The organism is Streptomyces sp. NPDC047000, assembly GCF_040644295.1.
In the GTDB taxonomy this organism is placed as follows: domain Bacteria; phylum Actinomycetota; class Actinomycetes; order Streptomycetales; family Streptomycetaceae; genus Streptomyces.
The window spans coordinates 204,441-225,879 of sequence record NZ_JBEYWE010000008.1 but is presented as its reverse complement, the minus strand read 5'-3'; the positions used below and the strand labels follow the sequence as shown (position 1 = coordinate 225,879).

The 21,439-nt window shown below is 73.2% G+C and carries 21 protein-coding genes; 6 read left to right on the top strand and 15 right to left on the bottom strand.

Features of this window, described 5'->3' with window-relative positions:
• Window positions 1-193 precede the first annotated feature (193 nt).
• A complete protein-coding gene (locus ABZ862_RS16085) occupies window positions 194-1,360 on the bottom strand; it encodes a S1 family peptidase (RefSeq protein WP_360957937.1) in 1,167 nt (388 codons plus the stop codon).
• Window positions 1,361-1,563: 203 nt separating this feature from the next.
• On the opposite strand from ABZ862_RS16085, the gene ABZ862_RS16080 reads away from it, so the two are divergent.
• Window positions 1,564-2,796 carry an MFS transporter gene (locus tag ABZ862_RS16080; protein WP_360957934.1) on the top strand — a complete coding sequence of 411 codons (1,233 nt, stop codon included), beginning with the start codon at window positions 1,564-1,566 and terminating at the stop codon, window positions 2,794-2,796.
• Window positions 2,797-2,816: 20 nt separating this feature from the next.
• Here ABZ862_RS16080 and ABZ862_RS16075 read toward each other — a convergent pair whose 3' ends face one another.
• The gene (locus ABZ862_RS16075) at window positions 2,817-3,281 is read right to left on the bottom strand and encodes an RpiB/LacA/LacB family sugar-phosphate isomerase (RefSeq protein ID WP_360957932.1); all 465 of its coding nucleotides are present in this window, start codon (window positions 3,279-3,281) and stop codon (window positions 2,817-2,819) included.
• A gap of 92 nt (window positions 3,282-3,373) precedes the next feature.
• Between ABZ862_RS16075 and ABZ862_RS16070 the strand changes: the two genes are divergently transcribed.
• The gene (locus ABZ862_RS16070; RefSeq protein ID WP_360957929.1) at window positions 3,374-4,123 is read left to right on the top strand and encodes a maleylpyruvate isomerase family mycothiol-dependent enzyme; all 750 of its coding nucleotides are present in this window, start codon (window positions 3,374-3,376) and stop codon (window positions 4,121-4,123) included.
• Between the two features lie 72 nt (window positions 4,124-4,195).
• Here ABZ862_RS16070 and ABZ862_RS16065 read toward each other — a convergent pair whose 3' ends face one another.
• Both ABZ862_RS16065 and ABZ862_RS16060 read right to left on the bottom strand, forming a co-directional pair.
• The gene (locus tag ABZ862_RS16065) at window positions 4,196-4,852 is read right to left on the bottom strand and encodes a response regulator transcription factor (protein WP_360957926.1); all 657 of its coding nucleotides are present in this window, start codon (window positions 4,850-4,852) and stop codon (window positions 4,196-4,198) included.
• Between the two features lie 466 nt (window positions 4,853-5,318).
• Window positions 5,319-6,647 carry a geranylgeranyl reductase family protein gene (locus tag ABZ862_RS16060; RefSeq protein WP_360957923.1) on the bottom strand — a complete coding sequence of 443 codons (1,329 nt, stop codon included), beginning with the start codon at window positions 6,645-6,647 and terminating at the stop codon, window positions 5,319-5,321.
• 260 nt (window positions 6,648-6,907) lie between these two features.
• On the opposite strand from ABZ862_RS16060, the gene ABZ862_RS16055 reads away from it, so the two are divergent.
• Window positions 6,908-8,263, top strand: a complete 1,356-nt coding sequence (locus ABZ862_RS16055; protein ID WP_360957920.1) for a dipeptidase — start codon at window positions 6,908-6,910, stop codon at window positions 8,261-8,263.
• 288 nt (window positions 8,264-8,551) lie between these two features.
• Here ABZ862_RS16055 and ABZ862_RS16050 read toward each other — a convergent pair whose 3' ends face one another.
• The 3 genes from ABZ862_RS16050 to ABZ862_RS16040 form a co-directional block, all read right to left on the bottom strand.
• Entirely contained in the window at window positions 8,552-9,592 is a 1,041-nt protein-coding gene (locus ABZ862_RS16050) for an NUDIX domain-containing protein (protein ID WP_360957918.1), read from the bottom strand.
• A 157-nt stretch (window positions 9,593-9,749) separates the two neighbouring features.
• Window positions 9,750-9,950 (bottom strand): hypothetical protein, encoded by a 201-nt coding sequence (locus tag ABZ862_RS16045; RefSeq protein WP_360957915.1) that lies wholly within the window; start codon window positions 9,948-9,950, stop codon window positions 9,750-9,752.
• 184 nt (window positions 9,951-10,134) lie between these two features.
• Window positions 10,135-11,097 (bottom strand): ROK family protein, encoded by a 963-nt coding sequence (locus ABZ862_RS16040; protein WP_360957913.1) that lies wholly within the window; start codon window positions 11,095-11,097, stop codon window positions 10,135-10,137.
• Window positions 11,098-11,369: 272 nt separating this feature from the next.
• On the opposite strand from ABZ862_RS16040, the gene ABZ862_RS16035 reads away from it, so the two are divergent.
• Window positions 11,370-12,356, top strand: a complete 987-nt coding sequence (locus tag ABZ862_RS16035) for a LacI family DNA-binding transcriptional regulator (protein ID WP_360957910.1) — start codon at window positions 11,370-11,372, stop codon at window positions 12,354-12,356.
• Between the two features lie 89 nt (window positions 12,357-12,445).
• On the opposite strand, the gene ABZ862_RS16030 is transcribed toward ABZ862_RS16035, so the two are convergent.
• The 5 genes from ABZ862_RS16030 to ABZ862_RS16010 form a co-directional block, all read right to left on the bottom strand.
• Complete coding sequence (locus ABZ862_RS16030) at window positions 12,446-13,789, bottom strand: aldolase/citrate lyase family protein (protein ID WP_360957907.1); 1,344 nt, start codon at window positions 13,787-13,789, stop codon at window positions 12,446-12,448.
• A gap of 148 nt (window positions 13,790-13,937) precedes the next feature.
• A complete protein-coding gene (locus ABZ862_RS16025; protein WP_360957905.1) occupies window positions 13,938-14,900 on the bottom strand; it encodes an electron transfer flavoprotein subunit alpha/FixB family protein in 963 nt (320 codons plus the stop codon).
• Between the two features lie 104 nt (window positions 14,901-15,004).
• A complete protein-coding gene (locus ABZ862_RS16020) occupies window positions 15,005-15,790 on the bottom strand; it encodes an electron transfer flavoprotein subunit beta/FixA family protein (RefSeq protein WP_360957903.1) in 786 nt (261 codons plus the stop codon).
• Between the two features lie 218 nt (window positions 15,791-16,008).
• Window positions 16,009-16,518 (bottom strand): flavin reductase family protein, encoded by a 510-nt coding sequence (locus ABZ862_RS16015; protein WP_360957902.1) that lies wholly within the window; start codon window positions 16,516-16,518, stop codon window positions 16,009-16,011.
• Between the two features lie 416 nt (window positions 16,519-16,934).
• Window positions 16,935-17,348 carry a thioredoxin family protein gene (locus ABZ862_RS16010; RefSeq protein ID WP_360957900.1) on the bottom strand — a complete coding sequence of 138 codons (414 nt, stop codon included), beginning with the start codon at window positions 17,346-17,348 and terminating at the stop codon, window positions 16,935-16,937.
• Between the two features lie 75 nt (window positions 17,349-17,423).
• On the opposite strand from ABZ862_RS16010, the gene ABZ862_RS16005 reads away from it, so the two are divergent.
• A complete protein-coding gene (locus ABZ862_RS16005) occupies window positions 17,424-17,849 on the top strand; it encodes a DUF4395 domain-containing protein (protein WP_360957897.1) in 426 nt (141 codons plus the stop codon).
• 210 nt (window positions 17,850-18,059) lie between these two features.
• On the top strand, window positions 18,060-18,788 hold the full coding sequence (locus tag ABZ862_RS16000; protein WP_360957894.1) for a lysophospholipid acyltransferase family protein: 729 nt from the start codon (window positions 18,060-18,062) through the stop codon (window positions 18,786-18,788).
• 33 nt (window positions 18,789-18,821) lie between these two features.
• Here the strand turns inward: ABZ862_RS16000 and ABZ862_RS15995 are convergent, their stop codons facing one another.
• The 3 genes from ABZ862_RS15995 to ABZ862_RS15985 form a co-directional block, all read right to left on the bottom strand.
• Window positions 18,822-19,412: a transglutaminase domain-containing protein gene (locus ABZ862_RS15995; RefSeq protein WP_360957891.1), complete on the bottom strand. Its 591-nt coding sequence runs from the start codon at window positions 19,410-19,412 to the stop codon at window positions 18,822-18,824.
• Between the two features lie 110 nt (window positions 19,413-19,522).
• Window positions 19,523-20,593: a low specificity L-threonine aldolase gene (locus tag ABZ862_RS15990; RefSeq protein WP_360957889.1), complete on the bottom strand. Its 1,071-nt coding sequence runs from the start codon at window positions 20,591-20,593 to the stop codon at window positions 19,523-19,525.
• Complete coding sequence (locus ABZ862_RS15985) at window positions 20,590-21,345, bottom strand: SDR family NAD(P)-dependent oxidoreductase (protein WP_360957886.1); 756 nt, start codon at window positions 21,343-21,345, stop codon at window positions 20,590-20,592. Before ABZ862_RS15985 ends, ABZ862_RS15990 begins: the two co-directional genes overlap by 4 nt.
• Window positions 21,346-21,439 lie beyond the last annotated feature (94 nt).

Sequence of the window (21,439 nt, the reverse complement as noted above, 5' to 3'; positions counted from 1 at the left end):
GGTGCGGTGCGGACGGCCGCATGGACGGCAGCGTGACCGGCACAGTCGTCCGACCGGCTTCGACCGTCTTCGACCGACGGCGACCGCCTTCGATCGGGAGGGACGGGCGACGAAGGCGGCGGGGGTGACGGAGGCGGGGTTCCGCCGGCGCCGCCGCCGCGGCGCCGGCGGAACCCCCGTTCCCGGCGGCGGATCAGTAGGTGTGCAGAGTCAGCCCGTACCGGTTGAGGATCTCGTTGATCGGCTGGAACCAGGTCTCGCCGCCGCTGGTGCAGTCGCCCCAGCCGCCCGAGGTGACGCCCTGGGCCTGGTCGCCGCTGATGAACGAGCCGCCGGAGTCACCGGGTTCGGCGCAGACGTTGGTCTTGGTCAGCTGGTACACCGCGCCCTGGCTGTAGTTGACGGTCTCGTTGAGGGCGAGGACCGTACCGCAGTGCCAGTGGGTGGTGGAACCGGAGCGGCAGACGGACGAGCCGACCGGCGCCACGGCCGAGCCCCGCACCAGCTGGTCGGAGACGGTGCCCCAGCCGAGCACCACCGGCACGGTCCACCAGCCGCTGCCCACGCTCACCCAGGCGTAGTCGTCGCCGGGGAACGAGGAGCCCTGGAAGTTACCGACATAGGAGCCGTCCCAGCCGTAGACGGCGGCGGACGGCGAGCCGCAGTGCCCGGCGGTGACGAATCCGCCGTACACCGAGAACCCTATGGAGCAGCGGACGTTGCCCGTGTAGTACGGGTCGCCGCCGACCGTGCCCGCCGCGAGGGTGCCCGGCGCCTCGGCCACGGATCTCACCGTGACGGGACCGGTCGCGCGGGCCCGGTCCAGGAACCGCTGGACATCGTTGTCGGAGATCCGGGCACGGACCACGTCGACGACGACGGCGCCGGCCTTCTGGTCGACGTACCAGCCGCGCACGCCCGAGGGGGCGGACAGCCGGTCGATGCGCGCCTTGGCGGCGTCGAGCTGCCGCGCGCTGCGCGGGACGGTGCTCAGGACGGCCCCGGTGGCACGGACCGCGGCACGGACGGCGGCGGAGGCGTCCGGGGTGACGGCCACGGTCAGGCGCCCGGTTCTCGCGTCGAACCAGGAGCCGCCGTACACCGCGCCGGCCGCCTTCTGCGCCTCGGGCGCGAGGTTCGCGGCCTTGCGTTCGGCCTTCAGCCGGGCCTCGGCGGCACCCTTGGTCAGCCCGAAGTCGTGCTGCATCGCGGACACCAGACCGGCGGAGGCGGGGAGCTCCGCGGCCGTGGTCCCGGCGGCGCCGGTGCCGCTCGCCGAGGCGGGGAGGGTGCTCGCCGTCCAGCCGCCGAGCATGAGCAGGGCGGCCAGGCCGGCGTGTACGAGTCGCTTGCGTCTCAAGGGAGTTGCCCTTCGTCGTTCCAGCAAGGTGGGGGAGGAACAGCCGATGCATGAGAGCGCTCTCACAGATTGCGGGGCAGATCCTAGCGGCGCCTTTAAGTCAGGTCCATGCCAATGCCCCGGATTCCGGGGAGCAGTTCCGCGAGGCGAGGACGCCCGCACCCTCCCTTGCCCCACCACCGGCATCCGCTTAGCCTGATTTTGTGCCGCAAATAAACAAAACCCGATCGCACAGCGCCGTGCCGGGCGAGGACGACCGTCTCACCCGGCTCCGTGCCGCGCTGACCGTCTTCTTCTTCCTCGACGGGTTCGTCTTCGCAGGCTGGGTCGTGCGCATCCCCGCGATCAAGCACCAGACCCACGCCTCCGCCGGGTCGCTGGGGCTCGCGCTGCTCGGGGTGTCCGCGGGGGCCGTGGTCACCATGACGCTCACCGGGCGGCTCTGCCGCCGCTTCGGCAGTCACCTCGTGACCGTCTGGTGCGCGGCACTGCTCTCCCTCACCGTGGTCCTGCCCCCGCTCACCCACTCGGCGCCTGCCCTCGGTGCCGTGCTGCTGCTCTTCGGCGCCGCGTACGGCTCGCTGAACGTCGCCTTCAACAGCGCGGCCGTCGACCTGGTGGCCGCGCTGGGGCGACCGGTCATGCCCAGTTTCCACGCCGCGTTCAGCCTGGGCGGCATGGTGGGCGCGGGGCTCGGCGGACTGGTGGCGGGCGCCCTGTCACCCACCGTGCATCTGGCCGGGCTGGCCGTGACCGGTCTCGTGGTCACCGCCGCCGCCGGACGTGTGCTCCTGCGGTACGACGCCCCTGCCCCCGCGACTGCGGCGGCGGCCCCCGCGGCCGTGACGGCGGCGCAGGAGACCGCCCCGGCCCCGCGCGGGCTCGGCCCCCGCAACCGCGGACCCGTGATCGTCTTCGGCCTCGTCGCCCTCTGCACGGCCTACGGCGAGGGCGCCCTGGCCGACTGGGGTGCCCTGCACCTCACCCAGGACCTGCACTCCTCCCCGGGTCTCGCGGCCGCGGGCTACTCCTGCTTCGCGCTCGCCATGACCGCCGGCCGGCTCAGCGGGACGACGCTCCTCGAACGGCTGGGCCGCTCGCGCACCGTGGTGGCGGGCGGCGCCACGGCCGCCGCCGGAATGCTGCTGGGCGCGCTCGCCCCGGCCGCCTGGGCCGTGCTGCTCGGCTTCGCGGTCACCGGCCTCGGACTCGCCAACATCTTCCCCGTCGCCGTCGAACGCGCGGGCGCCCTCGCCGGACCGAGCGGCGTCGCCGTCGCCTCCACGCTCGGCTACGGGGGCATGCTCCTCGGACCGCCCGCGATCGGCTTCATGGCCGAGTGGTTCTCCCTTCCGACCGCGCTGACCAGCGTCGCCGTACTCGCCGCCGTGGCCGCCGTGATCGGCTTCCGGGCCCGGCACGCCGCCGCCGGATGACGTCCGGTCACCGGCCCGCGTCAGATGTCCTGCGGCGCCGTCCTGTCCGCGTCCAGCCGGGCCACGTACGCCACGTTCTCCCGGTCGTCGGTGTCCTGGCCCGCCTCGGCGGCGAACCAGGCGTCCAGGATCTCCGTCAGCAGCGGCCCGGAGGTCAGCCGCAGACCGAGGGCGAGGACATTGGCGTCGTTCCAGCGGCGGGCGCCGTCGGCGGTGTACGCGTCCGTGCACAGGGCCGCCCGGACACCGGGCACCTTGTTGGCGGCGATCGACGCCCCGGTGCCGGTCCAGCAGCACACGACGGCCTGGTCGGACCGTCCGGCGGCGACGTCACGGGCCGCCGCCCCGGAACACACCGCCCACCGCGGGTCGTCCCCGGGGCGCAGCGCGCCGTACGTCAGCACGTCGTGACCGCGTTCGCGCAGCTCGGCGACGACGGCGCGGGCCACGGGTTCGTCCGTGTCGGAGGAGACGGAGATCCGCATGTGCCCGACGATAGCCGTCCCGGACGTCACGGCGCGGAGAGTCCCGTCGGCCCCTGGGCCGGCGGCGGGCTCGCTGAGGCAGACTCCTCCCCATGGAGACTGCCGAGTTCGTAGAGATCCTGGACCGCGAAGGCCGGTCCCTGGCCGCGGCCGCCGAGGAGGCGGGCATGGACGCCGGTGTGCCGCCCTGCCCCGGCTGGCGGATACGCGATCTGATCGAGCACATCGGGCCGATCCACCGATGGGCGGCCGGGTTCGTCGCGGAGCAGTTCACCTCGCCCCGGCCGGCCGGCCCGCCGCCGCCCGGTCTCGACGATGCCGCGCTGCTGTCCTGGTACCGGGAGGGGCACCGGCAGCTCGTCGACACGCTCTCCTCCGCCGCGCCGGACGTGGCGTGCTGGCACTTCATGCCCGCGCCCACGCCGCTGGCCTTCTGGGCACGGCGGCAGGCGCACGAGACGGCCGTGCACCGTGTCGACGCGGAAGCCGCACGCGGGGGCGGACCGGGTGTGGTCCCGGCCGGGTTCGCCCTCGACGGCATCGACGAGATCCTGTGCGGCTTCCACGCCCGCGCCAAGAGCCGGGTCCGCAGCGACGAGCCCCGCGTGCTGCGGGTACGGGCCACCGGCACGGGGGACGACGCCGCTGACGGCGTGGTGTGGACCGTACGGCTGTCGCAGGAACCGCCGGTCGCGGAGCGGGGTGCGACGGCGGAACCCGATGCGGAGATCAGCGGCCCCGCTGCCGAGCTGTATCTGGCGCTGTGGAACAGGCTGCCCCTGCCCCGGGGGTCCGGCGACGCCGCGACGCTACGGCTGTGGCGGGAGAATTCCGCGGTCTGAGACCGGGAGGCACGTCCCGGGAGAGGGGTCCCGACCGGCCGGGTCCGGCCGGGCTCACCCCGGCCGATCGGCTCACCCCGGTCGTATCAGCCCCGACTCATAGGCCAGCACGACCAGTTGGGCGCGGTCGCGGGCACCGGTCTTGGTCATGGCGCGGCTCACACGGGTCTTCGCGGTGAGCGGGCCGACCACCAGCCGGCGGGCGATCTCCTCGTCGGACAGGCCGATGCCGACGAGGACCAGCACGTCCCTCTCCTGTTCGGTGAGTCCGGCGAGGGCGCCCGCTGCCGCCGGATCCCGGAAACGGGGCGCGAACTCGGCGATCAGCCTGCGGGTCGCCGCCGGCGCCGGGAGCGCGTCGCCCGCGACCACCGCCCTGACCGCACGGAGGAGTTCGTCCGGCCCGGTGTCCTTGGCCAGGAAGCCGGAGGCACCGGAGCGGATCGCCTCGAAGACGTACTCGTCGAGCTCGACGGTGGTGAGGACGACGACCTTCACGTCCTGCAGTCCGGCGTCCTCGTCGATGTGCCGGGTCGCCGCCAGGCCGTCCACCACAGGCATCCGGATGTCCATGAGGACGACGTCCGGGAGCAGTTCGCGCGCCCGGCGCAGCGCCTCCTCGCCGTCGGCGGCCTCCCCCACCACCTCGATGTCCGGCTCGGCGTCCAGCAGAACCCGGAAGCCGGCCCGGACCGACGGCTGGTCGTCGGCGAGCAGTACGCGGATCATCGGCCGTCCTCCTTGCCCCGGCGCGCACCCCCGCCCGCGCCGGGCCGCCGGTGTCGTTCCCGTACGTGCGAACCGGCGACCTGGCGGCCACCTGCCCCGCCGCCGTCCGTAAACGGTCCCGCCTCGATCGTGCCACCCGGCGCGTCGGCCCGCTCGCGCATGCCGGCCGGGCCGCTGCCACCGCCGGCCCCGGTCCTGTGCGGCTGCCTCGGGCGCGGGACGGCCCGAAGCCGTGCTCTTCGACGGCGCCGGCCGCGGCCCGTTCCCGCGCCGGACCGTGCTGTACCGCGCCGTACCGCCCCCGACCACACCGTCTTCCGCATCGGCGCCGCAGGCCGACGGTCAGGGTCCGACCGCGGAGAGCGGCTGTCACGGACTCACCTCGGCCACCGGCCGCAGACCACCGGCCGTCACGGACCCGGCACCGCCGACCGGCCGTCACGGACCGGCTGTCACGGACCGGCCGTCACGAGCCCGCCGTGTCCTCCGAGGCGGCATCCCCCACCGCGCCGGTCTCCGCGCCCTCGCCCGGATCCCCGTCGTCCGGGGCGGCCGCCGGGTCCGCGCCCGGCCCCGTGCCCGTCCCGGTCCTGCGGTCCAGCAGGTTCAGCCCACGCTGGGCCAGCGGATGGGTGCGGACGAGTTCGCCCAGGGTCGTCGCGCCCTGGGTGATGTCCTTGAACGCCCGCCAGGCCGGACGGAAGCCGGTCAGGGCGGCGTGGAACAGCCCGGGACGGCGCTCGAACGCCGCCAGCATCCGCTTGCCGACGCTCATCTCGACGCCCAGGCCCGCCTTGACGGCGAACGCGTAGTTCAGCGCCTGCCGCCGGGTGTCCACCGCGTCGTGCGCCTCGGAGATCCGCACCGCCCACTCCCCCGCCAGCCGCCCCGACCGCAGCGCGAAGGAGATACCCTCCCGGGTCCACGGCTCGAGCAGCCCGGCCGCGTCCCCGCACACCAGCACCCGTCCCCTGGACAGCGGCGAGTCGTCGGCACGGCAGCGCGTCAGATGCCCGGAGGAGATGCTCGGCTCGAAACCGGCGAGGCCCAGCCGGGCGACGAAGTCCTCCAGGTAGCGCTTGGTCGCCGCGCCCTCGCCCCGCGCCGAGATGACCCCGACCGTGAGCGTGTCGCCCTTGGGGAACACCCAGCCGTAACTGCCCGGCATCGGGCCCCAGTCGATGAGCACGCGCCCCTTCCAGTCCTCGGCGACGGTCTCCGGGACCGGGATCTCCGCCTCGAGACCGAGGTCGACCTGGTCGAGCTTCACGCCGACGTGCGCCCCTATGCGGCTGGCGCTGCCGTCCGCGCCGACCACCGCGCGGGCCAGCACGGTCTCGCCGCCCTGCAGCACCACGGCGACCGTCCGCCGGTCGGGCACCGCCGAACCGTGCTGCTCGACCCGCTGCACGGCCGCGCCGGTACGCAGTTCGGCGCCCGCCTTCTGCGCGTGCTCGACCAGCTGCTGGTCGAACTCCGGCCGGTTGATCAGGCCGAACAGCATCTGCTTGGAGCGGCGGGTGCGCGTGAACCGGCCGTTGTGGGAGAAGGTGACCGCGTGCACCCGGTCCCGCAGCGGCAGCTCGAAGCCGGGCGGCAGGGAGTCCCGGGAGGGTCCGATGATGCCGCCGCCGCATGTCTTGTAGCGGGGCAGTCCGGCCTTCTCCAGCAGGAGGACGCTGCGCCCCGCGACCGCCGCCGCGTAGGCGGCCGAGGCCCCCGCGGGTCCCGCGCCCACCACGACGACGTCCCACACCCGCCGCATGTCGTCCGCCGAAGAGTTCTCGCTGCTCACCAAGGTCCGCTGCTCCCGATCAAGGTGCCTGACGCTCCTGTCTCCCGCATCCTACGGCGGCCGGCGATCAAGCCGCTGTGGCAGGATCGGCACCGCCGGGACCCTGCACACACGTACGACACCTACGCGGACGGGCGCACGGGACCCCCCGGACACCACGAACACCCACGCAGTACGGAAGTACTCGGCGGGCACGCGGGCGACCCGACGTGCTCCACCCGTACTCCCGCTACAACGTCGCACCCACAAGGAGCGTGCCCATGTCGCCGCATCCGGTCGCCGAGACCGTCGCCTCTCTGATGCCCCGGGCGAAGGCGGAGCTCACCGAACTGGTGGCCTTCAGATCGGTGGCGGACTTCGACCAGTTCCCCCGGAGCGAGAACGAGGGCGCCGCGAACTGGATCGCCGGCGCGCTGCGCGCCGAGGGTTTCGAGGACGTGGCCCTGCTCGACACGCCCGACGGCACGCAGTCGGTCTACGGCTGTCTGCCCGGCCCCGAGGGCGCGAAGACCGTCCTGCTCTACGCCCACTACGACGTGCAGCCGCCGCTGGACGCGGCCAGCTGGACGACCCCGCCCTTCGAACTGACCGAGCGCGACGGCCGGTGGTACGGCCGGGGCACGGCGGACTGCAAGGGCGGCGTGCTCATGCATCTGCTCGCGCTGCGCGCCCTGAAGGCGAACGGCGGCGTCCCGGTGCGCGTCAAGGTGATCGTGGAGGGCTCGGAGGAGCAGGGCACGGGCGGTCTCGAGCGGTACGCCGAGGCACACCCGGAGCTCCTCACCGCCGACACGATCGTCATCGGCGACACGGGCAACTTCCGCGCGGGACTGCCGACGGTCACCTCGACGTTGCGCGGTATGACCATGGTGCGGATCCGGGTCGACACCCTCGAGGGCAACCTGCACTCGGGCCAGTTCGGCGGCGCCGCCCCCGACGCGCTGGCCGCGCTGATCCGGGTGCTGGACTCGCTGCGCGCCGAGGACGGCTCGACGACCGTCGACGGGCTGTCCGGCGACGCGGCGTGGGACGGACTGGCCTACGACGACGAGCAGTTCCGCCAGGACGCCAAGGTGCTCGACGGTGTGGAACTGATCGGCTCCGGCACGGTCGCCGACCGCGTGTGGGCACGGCCCGCGGTGACGGTCCTCGGCATCGACTGCCCGCCGGTCGTCGGCGCCACGCCGTCCGTGCAGGCGACTGCCCGCGCCCTGGTCAGTCTGCGGGTGCCGCCGGGCGTCGACGCGGCCGGGGCGAGCAGGCTGCTGGAGGCCCATCTGGCGGCGCACACGCCGTGGGGCGCGCGGGTCAGCACCGAGCAGGTCGGGCAGGGCCAGGCGTTCCGCGCGGACACCACCAGCCCGGCGTACCGGGCGATGGCCGACGCGATGGCGGTCGCCTACCCCGGCCAGAAGATGCAGTACGCCGGTCAGGGCGGCTCCATCCCGCTGTGCAGCACGCTCGCCACCCTCTACCCGGACGCGGAGATCCTGCTCATCGGGCTGAGCGAGCCGGAGGCGCAGATCCACGCCGTGAACGAGAGTGTCTCCCCCGACGAGCTCGAGCGTCTGTCGGTGGCGGAGGCGCTGTTCCTGCGCGCCTACGCGGCGAGCTGAACCCCGCCGGCCCCGGCCGGTGCACCGCTCCCCGGGGCCTCCCGCCGCCGGGGCCGTGACACCGCCTCCCCGCCGCCCTCCCGGCCGCGCCCGACGCGGCCGGGAGGGTGTCCGGAACGGGACGGGACCCGCACACCGGGGAACGGGCCCGCCCGCGGCCTGCCGGTACGCGGAAGACACGGCCCCTTCACCGGTGCGGGGAACGGACCGCACCGCCGGTGCGGGGAAGCCGGAGCATCCGCCTCCCGGCACCCGGCCGCCCGGGATCCGGCCGTCGCGCCCCCGGTGTCAGCCGACCGGTATCCCGGCCTCCAGGTACAGCGCCGCACCGCGCTCCCGGGCGCGCAGCGCCCAGCGCAGCCGCTCGTAGCGGACCGGGGGCAGCAGGTCGGCGGCCTCCGCTTCGGTGACGAAGCGCCAGGCGCGCAGTTCCGGTCCCGGGAGGGTCAGCCGGGCGGCGTCGCCGGTGCCGAGGCGTCCGCCGTCGAACAGCAGGCGCAGACCGCCGTAGCCGGGCGGCGCGGGCCGCTCCCAGTCCACGACGAGCAGGCTGGGCACCTCGTCGAGCTGTATCCCGGTCTCCTCGGCGACCTCGCGCATGCCCCCGCGTGCGGGAGCCTCACCGGGTTCGACGACGCCCCCGGGGAACTCCCAGCCGGCCTTGTAGGTGGGGTCGACGAGCAGCACCCGGTCGTGCTCGTCGAACAGCAGCACCCCGGCGGCGAGGGTCTCGGCGCCGGGCTCCGGGGTCTGCACTATGTCGCAGGCGGGGACGTCGCCGTCACGGACGGCCTCCGCGATACGGACCGCGGTCTCGTACGGGGTGAGGGCGCCGGTGTCGATCGGGTGGGAGTCGGCGGTGAGCCAGGCGGCGAGAGCGTGGCGGTACGGCTCGATCTGGTCGTAGGACCACTGGCGTACGCGTATCTCGCCGTCGGGGAGGTCCGGGGGGACCTCGCGGTTCGCTATCCGCTCGCGCAGGATCGTTTCGGCCGGTGCCAGCAGAATGTGCCGTACGGGAATCCTGCGGGCGGCCAGGCCTCCGAAGATCTCGTCGCGGTAGTCCTGGCGGAGCAGGGTCATGGGGACCACGAGGGTCCCGCCGAGTTCGGTGAGCATGGCGGCGGCGGTGTCGATGACGAGCCGCCGCCAGATCGGGAGGTCCTGGTAGTCGCCGGCCTCCGCCAGGCGTTTGGCCGGCAGCAGACGGGTCAGTGCTCCGCCGATGACCTCGGGGTCGAAGAGCGCGCTGTTCGGGATCAGGTCGATCAGTTCCCGTGCGGTGGTGGACTTCCCCGCACCGAACGCACCGTTGATCCAGACGATCACGGTTCCCCCTCGTGTATTGGACCCCTGTGGCTTGCCCGCTCCACCCTGCCACGAAAACCAGGCCCAGTTGAGGGCACGCCCGGAGGGCGCCGGTGCCCGCCGCCACGTGCGGGGGGACCGGCGCTCTCCGGGCGCCGCCGTCGGCCGTACGCGGCCGTCAGGCGTGCTGTCCCGTCACGCCGCCGTCGTCGTCGGCTGCGGGAGCGTCCTGGGCGAGGGGGTGGTCCGGAGCGCCGACGGTGTCCTTCACGTCGAGACCGCCGGGTCCGGCGTGGTGGCCGGAGTGCGACGGACTGATCGCCGCGACGACGAACCCGGTGGCGAGGGAGGCGATGGCGAGCATGCTGCGCTTCTTCATATCCGGCTCAACGCCCGGAAGGGCGCAGGGGTCACGCCCTGCGCCCGGCCACCGGCCGCCGCCCCGGGGGCGCGGGGCCGTAGCGGCATACGGCTCCGCCGCGCGGACGCGACCGGCACCCCCCGCACCGGCACCGGCCGACGGCGGGGGGAACCGCACCGCCGACCGTGCCGGGACACCTGCGTCAGACCCCCGCGACCCCCGCCACCGGTTCGTCCCAGCGGCGCGTCAGCGCGGCCGCCGCGGCGCCGACGAGCCCCGCGTCGGTGCCCATCTGCGCCGGTACGACCTTCACGTGCTGTGCGAAGGACAGCGTGGCGTAGTCGCGGAGGGCGAGCCGCAGCGGGGCGAACAGCACCTCGCCCGCCTTGCCGACGCCACCGCCGATGACGGCGATGTCGATCTCGACGAGGGTGGCGGTGGCCGCGATACCGGCGGCCAGGGCCTGTGCGGCCCGTTCGAAGGAGGCCACGGCGATCGGGTCGCCCCGGCGTGCCGCGGCGGCCACGGCTGCCGCCGAGGTGTCACCGTCGGGGCCGGGCCGCCAGCCGTTCTCCACCGCACGGCGGGCGATGTTGGGGCCGCTCGCGATGCGCTCGACACAGCCGCGCGCGCCGCACGGGCACAGGTCGCCGTCCAGGTCGACGCTGATGTGCCCGATGTGGCCCGCGTTGCCCGTGGGGCCGGGGTGCAGCTGTCCGTTGAGGACGAGGCCGCCTCCGACACCGGTGGAGACCACCATGCACAGCGCGTTCTCATGGCCGCGGGCGGCGCCCTGCCAGTGTTCCGCCGCGGTGATGGCGACGCCGTCGCCGATCAGCTCGACCGGCAGTCCCCCGGCCGCGGCCCGGACCCTCTCGACGAGCGGATAGCCGCGCCAGCCAGGCACGTTGACGGGGCTGACCGTGCCCACGGAGCGGTCCACGGGGCCCGCGCTGCCGATGCCGATCGAGGCTGCTCGTCCCCACAGCGGCGACACGGTGAGCTCACCGATCACCTCCGCGACGGCACCCATCACGGTGTCGCCGTCCTGCTGTGCCGGCGTGGCCCGCTGGGCGCGCACCAGGATGCGACCGTCGCCGTCGACCAGCGCACCGGCGATCTTGGTGCCGCCGATGTCGAGCGCGGCCACGAGGTTGGTAGTCATAGAAAGTCAGGTCTCCCCGTTCAACCATGGGATATGGGGTGGCCCGGCCACGCAGGGGGACGCGGTCCGGAGTTTGCGATGCACAGTCTCTCGCGCCTCTGACAACGTTGTCCAGGCCGTATGCTCGACGCCACATCCTCATACAGACCCATGGGCCGCCGCATCCCCGTGGACGACAAAGGACAGGACAGCGCATCGTGCCCGAGGCCATCCGACGCACCGCCCGCCCCGCAGACCCCCGCACCGGATCGCGTTACGGCAATCGTCCGACGATGAAGGACGTAGCCGCCCGGGCCGGGGTGGGGCTGAAGACGGTCTCCCGCGTCGTCAACAGCGAGCCCGGGGTCACTCCCGACACCGAGCGGCGCGTCCAGGAGGCCATCGACGCGCTCGGCTTCCGCCGCAACGACAGCGCACGGGTGCTGCGCAAGGGCCGCACCGCCAGCATCGGGCTGGTGCTGGAGGATCTCGCCGACCCGTTCTACGGTCCGCTGAGCCGCGCCGTGGAGGAGGTGGCCCGCGCCCACGGCACCCTGCTGTTCAACGGCTCCAGCGCCGAGGACCCGGAGCGCGAGCAGGAACTGGCGCTGGCCCTGTGCGCCCGGCGTGTGGACGGTCTCGTGGTGATCCCGGCGGGGGACGACCACCGCTATCTGGAGCCCGAGATCAAGGCGGGCGTGGCAACCGTGTTCGTGGACCGTCCGGCCGGTCAGATCGACGCGGACGTGGTCCTGTCGGACAACTTCGGCGGCGCGCGGGACGGGGTCAACCACCTGATCGCGCACGGCCACCGCAGGATCGGCTTCATCGGTGACATGCCGCGCATCCACACGGCGGTCGAGCGGCTGCGCGGATACCGGGCCGCCATGGAGGACGCGGGCATATCCGTCGAGGACACCTGGATGTCCCTCGGCGTCACGGATCCCGAGCGGGTGCGTCTGGCGGCCGAGGGGATGCTCACCGGGTCCTCTCCCGTCACCGCGATCTTCACCGGCAACAACAGGGTGACGGTGACCGTCATCCGGGTCCTCGCCGAGCACACCCGGCCGGTCGCCCTGGTCGGCTTCGACGACTTCGAGCTCGCCGATCTGCTCACACCGGGCATCACGGTCGTCGCCCAGGACTCCGCGGCGCTCGGCCGCACGGCCGCCGAGCGCCTCTTCCACCAGCTGGACGGCACTCCGCTCGCCCCGGAACGCATCGAGCTGCCGACCCGTCTGATCACCCGCGGCTCGGGCGAACTGCCCCCGGCGGACTGACCTTCCGTGCCTGCCGCGGACGAGGGCGCCGCGCGGGTGCCCCGCGCCGGTGCCGCCGTCCTCGTCCGCCCTGTCCTCCGTCACCACCGCTACGAGCCCGGTGTCCCCGTGCCGAGCCCGTCCCGCCCGGCGAAGCGCTCCAGTCCGGCCCTCGTCAGGCCGGTCGCCGTCGTGACCTCGGTGTCGTCGAGGGCTCCGCAGTCCAGACCGCGCAGCAGATGGCCGCTGAGAGCCTTCGCGGTGGCGGGTTCGTCCATGACCGCGGTGACCGTGCCCGTGTCCCCGGGGCCGCCGGTGTTCCCGGGGCCGCCGCCGGCGCGGCGGGCGTAGCGGGCGAGGCGGTCGGCGGCCGGGCGCCAGCCCTCGCGGTAGAACGCGAAGACGGCGGCGTAGCGGGTGGGAAGGTGTCCGGGGTGCATGTCCCAGCCCTGGTAGTAGGCGCGGGCCAGGGCACGGCGGGTGAGACCGTGGTGCAGTCGCCAGGCGGCGTGGACCTGTGCGGTGGGGCCGACGGGCAGCACGTTGGTGGAGCCGTCGCAGACCCGTACGCCGGTGCCCGCGGCCGCGACCTGCATGACCGCCTTGGCGTGGTCGGCGACGGGATGGTCGCTCGTCTGGTGGGCGGCGGAGACACCGAGGGCGGCGCTGTAGTCGAAGGTGCCGTAGTGCAGTCCGGTGGCGCGGCCTTCGGCGGCCCGGATGAGACGGGCGACGGTGGCGGTGCCGTCGGAGGCGAGGATGGCCTGGCCGGTCTCGATCTGGATCTCGAAGCCGATCCGGCCGGCCGGCAGCCCATGGGTCCGCTCGAACGCGCCGAGCAGCCGGACCAGCGCGGTGACCTGCTGCGGGTAGGTCACCTTGGGCAGGGTGAGCACCAGCCCGCCGGGCAGCCCGCCGGCGGCCATGAGCCCGGTGAGGAAGATGTCGAGGGTGCGGATGCCCCGGTCGCGGACGGCCGCCTCCAGGCATTTCGTCCGGATCCCCGTGTACGGCGGCGCGGTGCCGTCGGCGTACGCCTGCGCGACCAGCCGGGCGGCACGGGCGGCCGCCTCGTCCTCCTCGGCGTCGGGGCGCGGGCCGTAGCCGTCCTCGAAGTCGATCCGCAGGTCTTCCACCGGTTCGCGTTCGAGTTTGGCCCGGACCCGGGCGTGGACCTCTTCGGCGAGGCTGTCGGGCAGACCGAGGACGGCGGCGAAGGAGGCCGCGTCGGGGGCGTGTTCGTCGAGGAGCGCCAGGGCCCGGTCGCCCCAGGAACGGACGGTGCCGGCGTCGAACGTGTCGCCGGGCACGTAGACGGTGTGCACGGGCTGGCGGGTGCCGGGGTCCCCGGGGTAGCGGCGCGCGAGTTCGGCGTCCACGGGCGCGAGGGAGGCGCCGATCTCCTCGCGGACGGCGCCGCTGATGCTGGTCGCCACCTTTTCCCGCTGCCCCATCCGGTACCCCCTCGGTTTCCGCAGCACGGAATCGGTGATCCGCAGCGAAGCTATCCGTGGCTCCGCCCGGGGTCAACACCCTCCCGGGACGGCCGGAGGCTCCCGGGACCGGTGCGGTCGCGGGAGCCTTTGCCGGGTGCGGCGGGGTTCAGCCCTTGCGGGTGTTGATCTCTTCGGTGAGCTGGGGGACGACGTCGAAGAGGTCGCCGACGACGCCGTAGTCGACGAGGTCGAAGATGGGGGCCTCGGGGTCCTTGTTGACGGCGACGATGGTCTTGGAGGTCTGCATGCCGGCGCGGTGCTGGATGGCACCGGAGATGCCGTTGGCGATGTAGAGCTGCGGGGAGACGCTCTTGCCGGTCTGGCCGACCTGGTTGGTGTGCGGGTACCAGCCCGCGTCGACCGCGGCGCGGGAGGCGCCGACGGCCGCGCCCAGGGAGTCGGCGAGGGCCTCGATGACCGCGAAGTTCTCCGCGCCGTTCACCCCGCGGCCGCCGGAGACCACGATCGCGGCCTCGGTCAGCTCCGGACGGCCCGTCGACTCGCGCGGCGTGCGGGCGGTGACCTTCGTGCCGGTCGCCAGCGCGGAGAACGACACCTCCAGGGCCTCGACGGCGCCGGCGGCCGGAGCGGCCTCCACGGCGGCGCTGTTGGGCTTGACGGTGATGACCGGGGTGCCCTTGCTGACGCGGGATTTGGTGGTGAAGGAGGCGGCGAACGCCGACTGGGTGGCCACCGGGCCCTCGTCGCCGGCCTCCAGGTCGACGGCGTCGGTGATGACGCCCGAGCCGATGCGCAGCGCGAGACGGGCGGCGACCTCCTTGCCCTCCGTGCCGGAGGGGACCAGCACGGCGGCCGGGGAGACGGCGGCGACGGCGGCCTGCAGGGCGTCGACCTTCGGCACGACCAGGTAGTCGGCGTACTCGGGGGCCTCGTGGGTCAGTACCCGGGTGGCGCCGTGCTCGGCGAGCACGGGGGCCGTCGCGGCGGCGCCCGCGCCGAGGGCCACGGCGACCGGCTCGCCGAGGCGGCGGGCCAGGGTCAGCAGTTCGAGGGTGGGCTTGCGGACGGCACCGTCCACGTGGTCGACGTAGACGAGGACTTCAGCCATGGGAATGCACTCCTGCGGAACGAAGGTGAGGGACGGTCAGCGGGGACGGCTGCCGGACGTGCGGGCTGCGGGCCCCGGATGCGCTTCTGGCCCGCGAGGCCGTGTCAGACGAATTTGCGCTCCGCGAGGAAGGCGGCGAGCTGCCTGCCGCCCTCGCCCTCGTCCTTGACGATCGTGCCCGCCGTGCGCGCCGGGCGCTCCGTCACGGTCTCGACCGCGCTCCACGCGCCCTCCAGGCCGACGTCCCCGGCCTCGATGTCCAGGTCGGACAGGTCCCACGCCTGGACCGGCTTCTTCTTCGCCGCCATGATCCCCTTGAAGGAGGGGTAGCGGGCCTCGCCCGACTGGTCGGTGACCGACACGACCGCCGGAAGCGACGCCTGGAGCTGCTCGGACGCGGTGTCGCCGTCCCGGCGGCCCGTGACGACGCCGTCCTCGACCGTGACCTCGGACAGCAGCGTCACCTGAGGCACCCCCAGCCGCTCCGCCAGCAGCGCGGGCACGACGCCCATGGTGCCGTCGGTGGAGGCCATGCCGGAGACGACCAGGTCGAAGCCGGCCTTCTCGATCGCCTTCGCCAGCACCAGCGAGGTGCCGATGGCGTCGGTGCCGTGCAGGTCGTCGTCCTCGACGTGGACCGCCTTGTCGGCGCCCATCGACAGGGCCTTGCGCAGCGCGTCCTTCGCGTCCTCCGGACCCACCGTCAGGACGGTCACCTCGGCGTCGTCCGCGCTCTCCGCGATCTGCAGGGCCTGTTCGACGGCGTACTCGTCCAGTTCGGAGAGCAGACCGTCCACATCGTCCCGGTCGACGGTCAGGTCCTCGGCGAAGTGCCGGTCGCCGGTGGCGTCGGGCACGTACTTCACAGTGACAACGATCCTCAAGCTCACGCCGGCTCTCCTACTGCATCGTCATTTCCGGACTGCCTTGCCGCAGGCAGCCTGGGCGCCACGAGCGGCTCGGCCCGGTCGGGGCACCCCACGCTCCGAACGAAATATTACTCACCAGTACAGCGAGTTCCTGCCCGCTAAGCAAGCGCTTTGAACTGTGACCTGCGCAACGCAGCGTAACCAAATCCGGACGGCTTCGCAGGATGACCGCGCAGTGACTAATGCCGCAGGCCGTTGAACCTGCCCTGGTGGTAGAGAAGGGGACGGCCGGTTCCCCCGGTGTCACCGGCGAGAACCTCCGCCAGCACGATCCGGTGATCGCCGGCGGGCACCCGGGTGACGACCCGGCAGACCGTCCAGGCCAGAACGTCTTCGAGGACCGGTACCCCCTCGGGTCCCTCGTACCAGGCGGTGGCCGCGCCGAACCGGTCGGCGCCGCTGCGCGCGAAGGTGACGGCCAGATCCTCCTGGTGCTCGCCGAGTATGTGCACCCCCACCAGTCCCGAACTCTCTATCGCGGCCCAGCTGGAGGCACCGGTGCCCATGGCGAAGGAGAGCATCGGGGGCTCGGCGCACACGGAGGAGAGGGAGGTGGCGGTGAAGCCGACGGGACCGTCGGCGCCGCGCGCGGTGATCACCGCGACTCCGGCGGCGTGCCGCCGGAAGACGGAGCGGAGGAGGTCGGGGGAGGCGAGCTGGGGGGTGCGGACGTCAGGTGTTGCCGTCATGGATGAAGGTGTCCTTCTGCGGAGGGGGCGAGCGGGTTCCGTGGCGGTTCAACTGCCCCGGCACAGGGCGCTCGCGGTGCCGGCGTGGTCCTTTCGGACGCGCCCGTGGAGAAGGAGGTCCCTAGGCATGGTGTCAGACTGACGATAGGTGGCCGGTGCAGTCAAGTGGGTCCGGGCGGATGGGAGCAGCCTCACGGTCGCCGGCAGGACCGTGCGGACCCTTGCGCGCGGGCCCCGGACCTCCCCCGGCCGGCCGGGTCGTGCGTGGGTGCCGGGCAGCCTCCCGTCGTCCCGGAGCAGCCGGGTGACGCGCGGGCCCCGGACCTCTCCCGGCCGGGTCGTGCGGGCGGTTCTCCCGGAGGCCGCTCGCACCGCCGCCGGCCACGGCTCGCCCGCACCGCTCCCCGGCGACCCGCTCAGACCGCCTCCCCCAGTGCCGCGATGACGTCCGCCTTGCGGGGCTGGCCGGTGGCACGCCGGATCACCTGGCCGTCCGCGTCGAGGACCAGCACGGTGGGGGTCTTGAGGATGTCGAGGGCGCGCACCAGGGGGAGGTTGTGTTCGGCGTCGATCTCTATGTGCCGCACGCCGGGGACGAGGTCGGCCACCTCGCCGAGCACCCGGCGGGTCGCGCGGCAGGGCGCGCAGAAGGCGCTGGAGAACTGCACCAGGGTGGCGCGCTCCCCCAGGTCCCCGCCCAGGTCGCCCGCACCGAGCCGCTTTCCGCCGTCACGTCCGCGCACGCGCACTCTGCCGCCCCTTCGCCGCTGCACCACGCCGTAGGCGCTCGCCAGCACGAGCACCGCCACGCACACCAGGATTCCCGTCATGACCTGCCGAAACGTTCATCAGACTGCAAAGATTCCCATGACCCGGATGTGCCCACTGTGCGGAATGCTGGATTCATGGCATTCACGGACATCGATGTGAGAGGGCCGCGTTTCGGCGCGGCGGTGACGACGGCCGTCCTGGCGCTCGTACTGGTCACCGGAAACGTCTGGCTGCTGGCCTGGCAGACCCTGGCGTTCGCGCTGGGCGCGGCCGGCGGGGTGGGACGGTCGCCGTACGGGCTGCTGTTCCGCCGGGTGATACGGCCGCGGCTCGGGCCGCCGACGGAGTTCGAGCCGCCTCAGCCGCCGCGGTTCGCGCAGGCGGTGGGGCTGGTCTTCGCCGGGTTCGGGCTCGTCGGCTACTCCCTCGGGCCGGACTGGCTGGGGCTCGCGGCGACCGGGGCGGCGCTGGCGGCCGCGTTCCTGAACGCCGTGTTCGGATACTGCCTGGGGTGCGAGACGTATCTGCTCCTCCGGAGGGTGACGGCACCCGCGGAGTGAGCGCACGGCCACGGGACCGGGGCGGCCCGGAGGCCGAAAGCCCGAGGTGATCAGGGCAACGACGTGACGAGGATCTCGTCACCGTCGGGCACCCGGGCTGGCCCCCCGCACGTTCTTCGGGCACCATGCGACAGGCCGCGACTCACGGCTGCGTAACTTCTCCACTGGGAACCCCCTTCCCAGACAGAGCAGGAAGGGTCCACCCCGCTCATGGCAGAGCTGGTCTACCGTCCGGTCATCGGCTTCGCGCTCGCGCTCTTCAAGGCGTGGGACCTGAAGATCGACTGCAAGGGCTCGGAGAACATTCCGCGCACGGGCGGTGCGGTCCTGGTGAGCAACCACATCAGCTATCTGGACTTCGTGTTCGACGGCATGGCGGCCCGCCCGCAGAAGCGGCTGGTGCGTTTCATGGCGAAGGACGCGGTGTTCCGGCACCGGATCTCCGGTCCGCTGATGCGCGGGATGAAGCACATCCCGGTGGACCGTGAGAACGGCGAGGCGGCCTACCAGCACGCGCTGGACTCGCTGCGGGCCGGTGAGATCGTCGGGGTGTTCCCGGAGGCCACCATCTCCCAGTCGTTCACGCTCAAGAGCTTCAAGTCCGGCGCAGCGCGCCTGGCGCAGGAGGCGGGTGTCCCGCTGATCCCGATGGCGCTCTGGGGCACGCAGCGGATCTGGACCAAGGGCCGGCCGCGCACCTTCAAGCGCAACCACTTCCCGGTCACCATCCGGGTCGGCGAGGCGATCGAGGCCTCCAAGGACAAGTACGCGGGTGCGATCACCCGGCAGTTGCGCGAGCGTGTCCAGGAGCTCCTGGACGCCGCCCAGCGCGCTTATCCCGGACGGCCCAAGGACGCGGACGACACCTGGTGGCTGCCGGCGCATCTCGGCGGTACGGCGCCGACGCCGGAGCAGATCCGCGCCGCCGAGGCGGGCTGAGCCGCCCGCCCGCGGTTGCGCCGCACGGCGGACTCAGAGTTCCGCGGGCAGCGTCCTCCAGAGGTACGGCCGGTCCGGGGCCGCCTTCATCGCGTCGAGCACCGCCGGATGCGGCCGCTCGTGGAGCACGGGACAGTCGGCCTCACCGGCGTCCGGGTCCGGGATCCAGGCGAGCCGCTCGCCGGTCAGGGAGAACCGGGCGTCCACCCCGGGTTTGTTGCCGCGCGGGTCCTGCCGGTGCCAGGCGCCCCGGAAGCGGACGGCGACCAGGCCGTGCAGGACATGGCCGCCGTCGTCGTGCCTCAGCCGCTGGTAGCACAGGGCGGTCGGGATGTCCTCGGCCCGCAGCAGCGCGGCCAGCGCGTGGGCCTTGGCATGGCAGATCCCGGTACGCCGCGCCAGGACGTCGGAGGCGCGCCAGGTGACGCGCTCGTCGCCGCTGTCGGCGGAGTGCGGAATGCCGTCACGCACGAACTCGTACGCGGCTCGCGCATACCCGTACGAGTCCTCGACCTGTTTCGCCAGCCGGGCGGCGGTCTCCCGCACCAGCGGGTGTTCATGGTCGACGGCCTCGTCCGCCATGAGGTAGGCGGACAGGTCCGGGTTGTTCTGGATCAGCTGCATGCCCGCAGAGCATAGGAACGCGATCACCCACCCGTCAATTATTTTACGGAGTCGCGCATACCTATGCAGTGCGGCGCTCGACGGCCGGGTCCCGCCAGGCCCTCTCCGGCCTACCTGGCCATCTCCTCCTTGACCGCCGCCACGAAGGCGTCCACGTCCTCCTCGGTGGTGTCGAAGGCGCACATCCAGCGGACGACCCCCGCCGCCTCGTCCCAGAAGTAGAAGCGGAACCGCTTCTGCAAGCGCTCGCCCACCTCGTGCGGGAGCCGGGCGAACACGCCGTTGGCCTGCACCGGGTGGAGGATCTCGACCCCGTGGACGGCCCGTACGCCCTCGGCGAGCCGCTGGGCCATCTCGTTGGCGTGCCGGGCGTTGCGCAGCCAGAGGTCCTTGGCGAGCAGGGCCTCCAGCTGCACCGAGACGAAGCGCATCTTGGAGGCGAGCTGCATGGACAGTTTGCGCAGGTGTCTCATCCGGCGGACGGCGTCCCGGTCGATGACGACGACCGCCTCCCCGATGATCGCGCCGTTCTTCGTGCCGCCCAGCGAGAGGACGTCGACGCCGACCACGTTGGTGAACGTCCGCATCGGCACGTCGAGAAAGGCGGCGGCGTTGGCGATCCGGGAGCCGTCCAGGTGCACCGTCATGCCGTGCGCATGGGCGTGCTCGCAGACCGCGCGGATCTCCGCCGGGGTGTAGACGGTGCCGAGTTCGGTGCTCTGGGTGATCGAGACGACCTGGGGCATCGCCCGGTGCTCGTCCTCCCAGCCGTACGCCTGACGGTCGATCAGCTCGGGGGTGAGCTTGCCGTCGGGGGTGGGCACGGTGAGCAGCTTGAGCCCGCCCATCCGCTCCGGGGCGCCGCCCTCGTCGACGTTGATGTGGGCGCTCTCCGCGCAGATCACCGCGCCCCAGCGGTCGGTGACGGCCTGGAGCGCGACGACATTGGCGCCGGTGCCGTTGAAGACCGGGAACGCCTCGGCGCCTGCGCCGAAGTGGCCGCGCACGACCTGCTGGAGGTGCTCGGTGTAGACGTCCCCGCCGTACGCCGTCTGATGGCCGCCGTTGGCCAGCGCCAGGGCGGCGAGCACCTCGGGATGCACTCCGGCGTAGTTGTCGCTGGCGAAGCCGCGCGCCTCGGGGTCGTGACGGCGGCGTGCGTCGGTGCGGGGTGGGTTCACGGCTCCTCGGTCAGCCACAGACGGTGTCCGTTCACTTCGGCGGCGGGCTTGTCCCAGACGCCGGCGATGGCCTCGGCCAGCTCCTCGACATCGGTGAAGCCCGCGAACTTCGCGTTGGGTCGCTCGGCGCGCATCGCGTCGTGCACCAGCGCCTTCACGACCAGGATCGCAGCCGCCGAGGTGGGCCCGCCCGCGCCCTCGGCCTTTCCGGCCTTGCGGAAGTAGTCCGCCATCGCCAGGGTCCACGCCTCGGCGGCGGCCTTGGCCGCGGCGTAGGCGGCGTTGCCGGCGGTCGGCCGGCTCGCCCCGGCGGCGCTGATCAGGACGTAACGGCCCCGTGCGCTGCGCTGGAGCGCCTCGTGGAAGGCGAGGGTGGTGTGCTGCACGGTGCGGATGAGCAGCAGTTCCAGGAAGTCCCAGTCGTCGAGACTGGTCTTGGTGAAGGTCTCGCTGCCGCGCCAGCCGCCGACGAGGTGGACCAGGCCGTCGACGCGGCCGAACTCCTTCTCGATCCGTGCGGCCCAGTCCCGGGTGGTGTCCAGGTCGAGCAGATCGACGGTCTCGCCCACGACCGTCGCCCCGCCGTGGCCGTAGCGGGCGCGGTCGACGGCCTCCACGAGCCGTTCCGGGTCGTTGTCCGAGCCGACGACGATCGCGCCCGCGTCGGCGAGCCGTGCCAGTGCCGCGCGTCCGGCGGGTCCGCCCGCGCCCGCCACCGCGATCACCGCACCGCTGAGAGCCCCGTTCCCCATGTTCTTCGCCTCCTGAGCAGCGTGCCGTACCCCGTCTGTGCGCCTTCGGGCGCCCGTACCGCCCGTACCAGGGACCGGGAACGTGCTCACGCGG